Consider the following 6,280-nt stretch of genomic DNA (forward strand, 5'->3'; position numbering starts at 1 on the left):
CTTCGAGTCGGCTTGCATAAATGGCGGGGGCGCAGATGACGCTGGATGACTACAACAGCTTCTGCGCCTCGTTGCCGTCGACGACCCATGTCGTCCAGTGGGGCGGCGCCCATGTCTGGAAGGTCGGAGCCAAGGTCTTTGCGATCGGCGGTTGGAGCGAGGGGAAGGAGCCGTTCGTCACCTTCAAATGCTCCGACATCGCCTATGACATCTTGAAGGAACAGCCGGGCCTTCGGCCCGCGCCCTATCTCGCGTCACGCGGCATGAAATGGATTCAGCGCCAGACAAGCCAAAGCATGGACGATGACGCGCTGAAGGACTATCTGCGCGAAAGCCATCGCCTTGTCGTCCTCAAGCTGACCAAACAGGCGCGCAAGGAATTGGGGCTCGCCGCCAGCTAGTGTTCTAACTCCAGACCGCCAGAAATCCGCCATCTTCATGCCCGGTTCATGTTGGAACCTTATGGTCGCCAACTGATTTGCTGGCGAAGGGGTTGATCGATCGCGTCGGCCCGAAAATCCAATTCGATTTTCAAAAAAGCGCGATGCGGAGATTAAAGTGTTAGAGCGTCCTTTGCGCGTCCGGAAGGACGCGCGGCGCTCTAAAGAGACAACGCCGGGCGGCGGCAATTACGGACCGGAGAATTTGGCCAACATGTTCCGCACGATCTTCACCCTTTCGGCGCTCGCCGCCGGGCTGCTCTCTTCGAGCGCAATGGCCGCGCCGACGGAAGACATCGCGCCGCGATCTGCCCGTGCGGCCGATGCCGGTGGTGTGCTGGTCGCCCAGAACGGTGATTTCGACGTCTATTACGACGCTAGGGGAAACCGCGTCATCGTCGATGCGGAAACCGGCAAGGTCCTCGCCATCCAGCCACCGCAGACTAGGTTCGATCGCCGGGCGCTGCGCCAAGAGCGCTTGCGCAATCTCGGACCGGTCGAGGACGACCGCTATTATCTCGACGATCCGGAAGACACGGCGCGCCTGCGCCGCAGGCAATTGGAAGAGGAAGGCCTGATCGTCGTGCCGCCGGTCGATGAATACGACCCCTACAGCGACAATTCGGTGGAAGCTTTTCCCGAAGCCCCGCGGGATGACGGCAGCTATGGCAATAATTATCCGGAAGCGCAGCAGCCGGCAAAGCCGCGCACCGTCAAGCGCCAGCCGCTCAACGAGGCTTCGATCGAGCCAGTCGAGCCGACGGCGCCGGGCGACCAGGCGGCGCTGCCGCCAAAGATCGGCGGCGAAACGGCGGTCGACCCGTCGCTCTCGCTCGGTGCGCGCCAGGATGTTGCTGCGTTGCAAGTGCTGCTCGACCGCGCAGGCGCTTCGCCCGGCGTCGTCGACGGACGCTTCGGCTCCAATGTCGACAAGGCGCTCGCCGCCTATAACGAGATCACCGGCAGCAATCTGAGGTCCACCGATGTGGTCGGCATCCAGGCGGCCCTTGAGCAATCCGGCGGCGATGCCTTCGCCTCCTATAATATCACGCCCGAAGATGCGGCCGGCCCCTATGTCGCCTCGGTGCCGGAAGACTACAGCCAGAAGGCGCAGCTCGACCGGCTGAGCTACACATCCGTCACCGAAGCGCTCGCCGAGCGATTCCACATGGACGAGAACTATCTGAAGGCGCTCAATCCGGAAGCCAATTTCAACCGTCCTGGCACGATCATCAAGGTCGTCAATTTCGGCAGACTGGTGGCGAAGCCGGTGGCAAGCATCATCGCTGACAAGGGCAAGAAGCAGGTCCGCGCCTATGACGCGTCGGGCAAGCTAATCGCGGCCTATCCAGCCACCATCGGCTCGGCGGACACGCCTTCACCCACCGGCACGCATGCGGTGTCGCGGGTCGCTCTCGACCCGAACTACACCTACAACCCGAACATCAATTTCAAGCAGGGCGAAAACAACAAGATACTGACCATCCCGCCGGGCCCGAACGGCCCCGTCGGCTCGGTCTGGATCGCGCTGGACAAGCCGACCTACGGTATTCACGGCACACCCGACCCCTCCAAGATCGGCAAGACCGAAAGCCATGGCTGCGTGCGGCTGACCAATTGGGACGCACGCGAACTGGCAAAAATCGTGTCGCCGGGCGTCACGGTGGAGTTCATCGACTGAGCGCCATATCCCAAATCCTTCGCACGACAAGGAACGCGGACGGGCGACTTAGAGGTCTCGATCCTGTTCTGGTTTCAACGACAGCAAGCCTCTGGCCGGTTGTTGCGGGCGCGTAGGAGGTCTAAGCAGGCTTCATGCCTCCATGCGAAGTCGGCGCCGACGCCGTCCCCCGGGTCAGGCCGCTCCCGGCCGATACGTTTTGCCCGCAATCGCGGCGCAGGTTCGTGCTGATCGCGGCGATCCTGGCTTCCGCGCTCGGCTTCATCGACGGTTCGATCCTGGCTATCGCCACGCCGGCGATCCGCTTCGACCTCGGCGCCAGTTTCGCCGAGGCGCAGTGGATTTCCAACTCCTATGCGCTGACGCTTTCGGCGCTCATCCTTGTCGGCGGCGCCGCCGGCGACCGTTTTGGCCTGCGGCATGCTTTCGTGGCAGGCATCGCGCTGTTCATTGCCGCCTCGCTTGCCTGCGCGGTGGCGCCGAACCCGCCAGTGCTCATTGCGTTTCGCGCCATTCAGGGCATCGGTGCCGCCATCATGGTGCCGGGCAGCCTCGCCATTATCGCCAAGGCCTATCCGAAGAAGGAGCGCGGCAGGGCGATCGGCATCTGGGCGGCGGCCTCGGCGCTGACGACGGCGCTTGGCCCGGTGCTGGGCGGCGTTGTCTTGTCGGCCTTCGGCGATGGCATCTGGCGGGTGATCTTCGCGGTCAATCTGCCGCTTGGACTTGTCTCGATCTATCTGCTGCTCGCCAAGGTCCCGGCCGACGCTCCGACGGAAAAGCGCAGCCTCGATCTCGGCGGCGCTGCCCTCGCCACATTGGCGTTCGGGGCGCTTGCCTATGGCTTGACCTCGATGAGCGCAGAGGGCGAGGGGCAAATGTCTGGCCCGAGCATTGCCGCCGGCGCTGTGCTGCTCATCGTGTTCATTGTCTTCGAGCGCCGGCAGCGCGAGCCGATGATCGATCTCTCGCTGTTTCGGGTCGGCGCTTTCGCCGGCGCCAATGTGGCGACCTTCTTCCTCTATTTCGCACTGTCGGCCAATCTGTTCTACCTGCCGATGCTGCTCATCGCCGGATGGGGGCTGAGCGCGGCCGAGGTCGGCTTCATCTTCCTGCCGCTGTCGGTCTTGATCGCGCTGTTGTCGGGGCCGATCGGCCAGTGGTCCGACCGGATCGGTCCGCGTTTTCCGATCGCCAGCGGCAGTCTTGTCGTCGCTGTCGCCTTTGCCGGGCTTGCCTTGCTGGCCTATGCCGGGATCCACAGTTTCTGGTGGGGAGTGTTTCCGCTGATGGCGCTGATGGGGCTCGGCATGGCCCTGGTCGTGTCGCCGCTGTCGACGGCGATCATGACGGCGGTCGAGGACAAGGATACGGGTGCCGCGTCGGGAATCAACAATGCCGTCTCGCGCATTGGCGGCCTGATCGCGGTGGCGGCGATGGGATCACTGGCGGCCTGGGTCTATGCGGCAGCGCTGAACATCGGTTCCGCATCCGGCGTTCCGGGTTTTGGCGAACCGGCGCCGGCGGGCCTGGCACCGGACCTCGATGCAGCAAGGCTTGCTGCCAGCGACGCAGCGTTCGCGGCCGTCGCCTTGGTGACCGCGCTGCTTTGCCTGCTCTCGGCGATCGTGGCGTGGACGACTGTTTCCGGCGAGCGACTGCCATGGTCGCGTCGAGCTGAGAATCCGCAAAGCTGAGAAGCCCAGAAAGGCTCCAAGGTCGCTCAGCCTTCGATCTTGGCGCTCGCGACCTTCAGCGAATCACTGTCTTCCTGCTTGAGCAGGTCATCAATGCGCCCGCGCTCACGCTTGAAGGCGACGAGGTCGTCGCCCTTCAGCACCTTGCCGACCGGCAGGCGAACACGCATCGGGTCGACCTTGGTGCCGTTGACGATCAGCTCGTAGTGGAGATGCGGACCGGTGGCGAGGCCGGTCTGGCCGAGAAAGCCGATGGTCTGGCCTTGGCGGACGCGCACGCCCGGCGCGATGCCTTTGGCAAAAGCGCTCTGGTGATTGTAGGAGGTCTCGTAGCCATTGGCGTGGCGGATGATGATCTGCTTGCCATAGCCGCCGGCCCAGCCGGCCTTCTCGACGACACCGTTGCCGGCGGCAATGATCGGCGTGCCGATGGCGGCTGACCAATCGACGCCGGTATGCATGCGCACATAGCCGAGGATCGGATGCCTGCGGGCACCGAAGCCGGAACGGAATTTTCCTGCCGGCAGGGGATTGCGCAGCAGGAATTGCTGGGCGCTGCGGCCGTCCTCGTCGAAATAGTCGGTGCTGCCGTCCTGCATCTGAAACCGGTAGAAATTGCGAGTCGTGCCGCCGAAGCTCGCCGAGACATAGAGCAGCTCGGACTCGTCGGACGCTTGGTCGTCGCCGTCCGGCTGCGAGAACAGCACCTCGATGCGATCCGACGGATTGAGCCGCGATTGGAAATCGACACCGGACGCCAGGAGCTTGATCAGCCGCTTGGTCATCGCCTTGGACATGCCGTAGGAGTAGGCGGCGCGGTAGATGCCATCATAGACGTTCGGCAGATTGCCGCGCACCACCGGTGCGGGCGAATCGTCGAATGCGGTCAGCAATTCGGGATTGGGCTCCGGCTCCTGCGCCGGCACATATTGGCCGTGATCGTCGAGCGCGATGGTGACGATATGCTGGGCCCTGTCGTAGATGCCGGTGCGAACGACCTTGGCGGCGTCGCCATGGATCTCGAGCCCGACGCGCAGCACGGTTCCCGCCTTGAGCGCTGTCGCATTCAGCAATTTGGCGATCGCCTCGGCCATGCCGGTGGCGTCCTCGCCCGTATAGCCCGAATCGGCGAAGGCCTCGACTATGTCGCGGTCTCGGGTGAAAGGGATGATTTCCTCGGCGAAGGCCGGCGCCTGATCATCGGGGGCAGCGCGCAGCGACACCGAGACGTTTTCAGGAACGATCTTGACGTCGTAGGAACCGGCCATGCTCTCGGCGAACGCATCGCCGAATCGCTGCGGGTCGACATAATGCAGCGATGCAACCTGCACGGCGCCGTCGCTCAGGCCCGTGCCGGCCTCGCGCACCACCTTTTCCACCTCGTCGGCGGACAAGTCACTCTTTTCGTCGAAGGCGGCCGTCTCGATCGGGAAATCGACCGTCTTCAGGCTCATCTCGCTTTCGACCTTGGCGCCATAGATCTGGCCGGCGGCGGCGGTCGCCGGCTGGCCGGCATTGTCGTCGCGGCCGTCGCCAAACACCTGCATCGGGTTGAAAGGCGGATAGGCGCGGCTGGTCGTGTGCGCGGCGGCAAGCGCCATCTTGATCTGCACGAAAGGCATGGTGTGGATGACGTCGCGGTCGCCGACCTTGGTCACCATCGACACTTCCATGCGCCGACGGTCCTTGGCCTTGGCGATCTGGCGCGGGGCCACCAGCCTGATGGTCTTGGCGACCTCGCCGGAATCGTCGCCCCTAGCAAGGCTGATCAGTTCGGCGATCTCGGGCGGCGTTGCCAATTGCTGACGGCCGTCAAGGGCCGCGAACAGCGCCACGCCCATCAGCACGCTCGACGTCACGCCGGTCAGAAAAGTGCCCGACAGCCAGCGCGCCGAAACCTCGCGCCGGTCGGGCGGGCCACTGCGACCGTCCGCAATCAGCGGCGGCTCGTTGCCGAGTTCGGCTATGACATTTTCCGTATCTGGCATCCAGAAAGGCTGCTTCTTCCCCGGGCGGGACGGCTTGTCGCTTTTGTTGTGGCCATGACATTTGCCTGTCACGGCGGGCGAAGTCAACGAAGCGCCTGGCCTCGGCCGAAATCCCCAATCACACTTCTCTCTTAGTGGCTCTCTTACAGTCTCTTATAAGCGGCGCCGCGCGGGTGGTGCGCACGCCTGCTTTGTTGGCCTTGGTGTCAAGCCGTAATGCGGCGGCAATAGGGCTCCGGCATGGTGGTCGGCTTTGTTATTCCCATGCCGCCGCGGAAGTCGACTACCGAAAATCTTTTGTCGCAAAAAATTCAAGAAAGATTGAAATGGTTGTTGACAGTTTGGCTGGGCGCCGACTATATACGCCTCACCAACGAGGGCGGCGCGCCGCTGGCGACGAAGAAGTTCGCTTCTAGATCTGCCCTCTGCGAAATTCAAGAGAGCCGCGTGAGCGACACTCGAACGGCCCCGAGC

4 protein-coding genes and 1 pseudogene are annotated in these 6,280 nt (G+C 63.6%); 4 read left to right on the forward strand and 1 reads right to left on the reverse strand.

Annotated elements, in window-relative coordinates; genetic code table 11:
- The first annotated feature begins 35 nt into the window (after window positions 1–35).
- The 3 genes from EOC94_RS31455 (at window position 36) to EOC94_RS31465 (ending at window position 3,818) form a co-directional block, all read left to right on the forward strand.
- On the forward strand, window positions 36–401 hold the full coding sequence (locus EOC94_RS31455; protein WP_127295427.1) for an MmcQ/YjbR family DNA-binding protein: 366 nt from the start codon (window positions 36–38) through the stop codon (window positions 399–401).
- A 253-nt stretch (window positions 402–654) separates the two neighbouring features.
- The gene (locus tag EOC94_RS31460) at window positions 655–2,121 is read left to right on the forward strand and encodes a L,D-transpeptidase family protein (RefSeq protein WP_127295435.1); all 1,467 of its coding nucleotides are present in this window, start codon (window positions 655–657) and stop codon (window positions 2,119–2,121) included.
- 134 nt (window positions 2,122–2,255) lie between these two features.
- The gene (locus tag EOC94_RS31465) at window positions 2,256–3,818 is read left to right on the forward strand and encodes an MFS transporter (protein WP_127295429.1); all 1,563 of its coding nucleotides are present in this window, start codon (window positions 2,256–2,258) and stop codon (window positions 3,816–3,818) included.
- Between the two features lie 26 nt (window positions 3,819–3,844).
- Here the strand turns inward: EOC94_RS31465 and EOC94_RS31470 are convergent, their stop codons facing one another.
- Window positions 3,845–5,806 carry a M23 family metallopeptidase gene (locus EOC94_RS31470; protein ID WP_185928367.1) on the reverse strand — a complete coding sequence of 654 codons (1,962 nt, stop codon included), beginning with the start codon at window positions 5,804–5,806 and terminating at the stop codon, window positions 3,845–3,847.
- 240 nt (window positions 5,807–6,046) lie between these two features.
- On the opposite strand from EOC94_RS31470, the pseudogene EOC94_RS34415 reads away from it, so the two are divergent.
- A pseudogene (locus EOC94_RS34415) lies at window positions 6,047–6,280 on the forward strand (hypothetical protein); the annotation flags it as partial.

The sequence above is a fragment of the Mesorhizobium sp. M6A.T.Ce.TU.016.01.1.1 genome, assembly GCF_003997065.1.
GTDB classification, from domain to species: Bacteria; Pseudomonadota; Alphaproteobacteria; order Rhizobiales; family Rhizobiaceae; genus Mesorhizobium; species Mesorhizobium mediterraneum.

What these genes read in the sequence shown, in the direction of transcription:
- EOC94_RS31455 (WP_127295427.1), top strand. Translation starts at nt 36, where the DNA reads ATGACGCTGGATGACTACAACAGCTTCTGCGCCTCGTTGCCGTCGACG.
- EOC94_RS31460 (WP_127295435.1), top strand. Translation starts at nt 655, where the DNA reads ATGTTCCGCACGATCTTCACCCTTTCGGCGCTCGCCGCCGGGCTGCTC.
- EOC94_RS31465 (WP_127295429.1), top strand. Translation starts at nt 2,256, where the DNA reads ATGCCTCCATGCGAAGTCGGCGCCGACGCCGTCCCCCGGGTCAGGCCG.
- EOC94_RS31470 (WP_185928367.1), bottom strand. Translation starts at nt 5,806, where the DNA reads ATGCCAGATACGGAAAATGTCATAGCCGAACTCGGCAACGAGCCGCCG.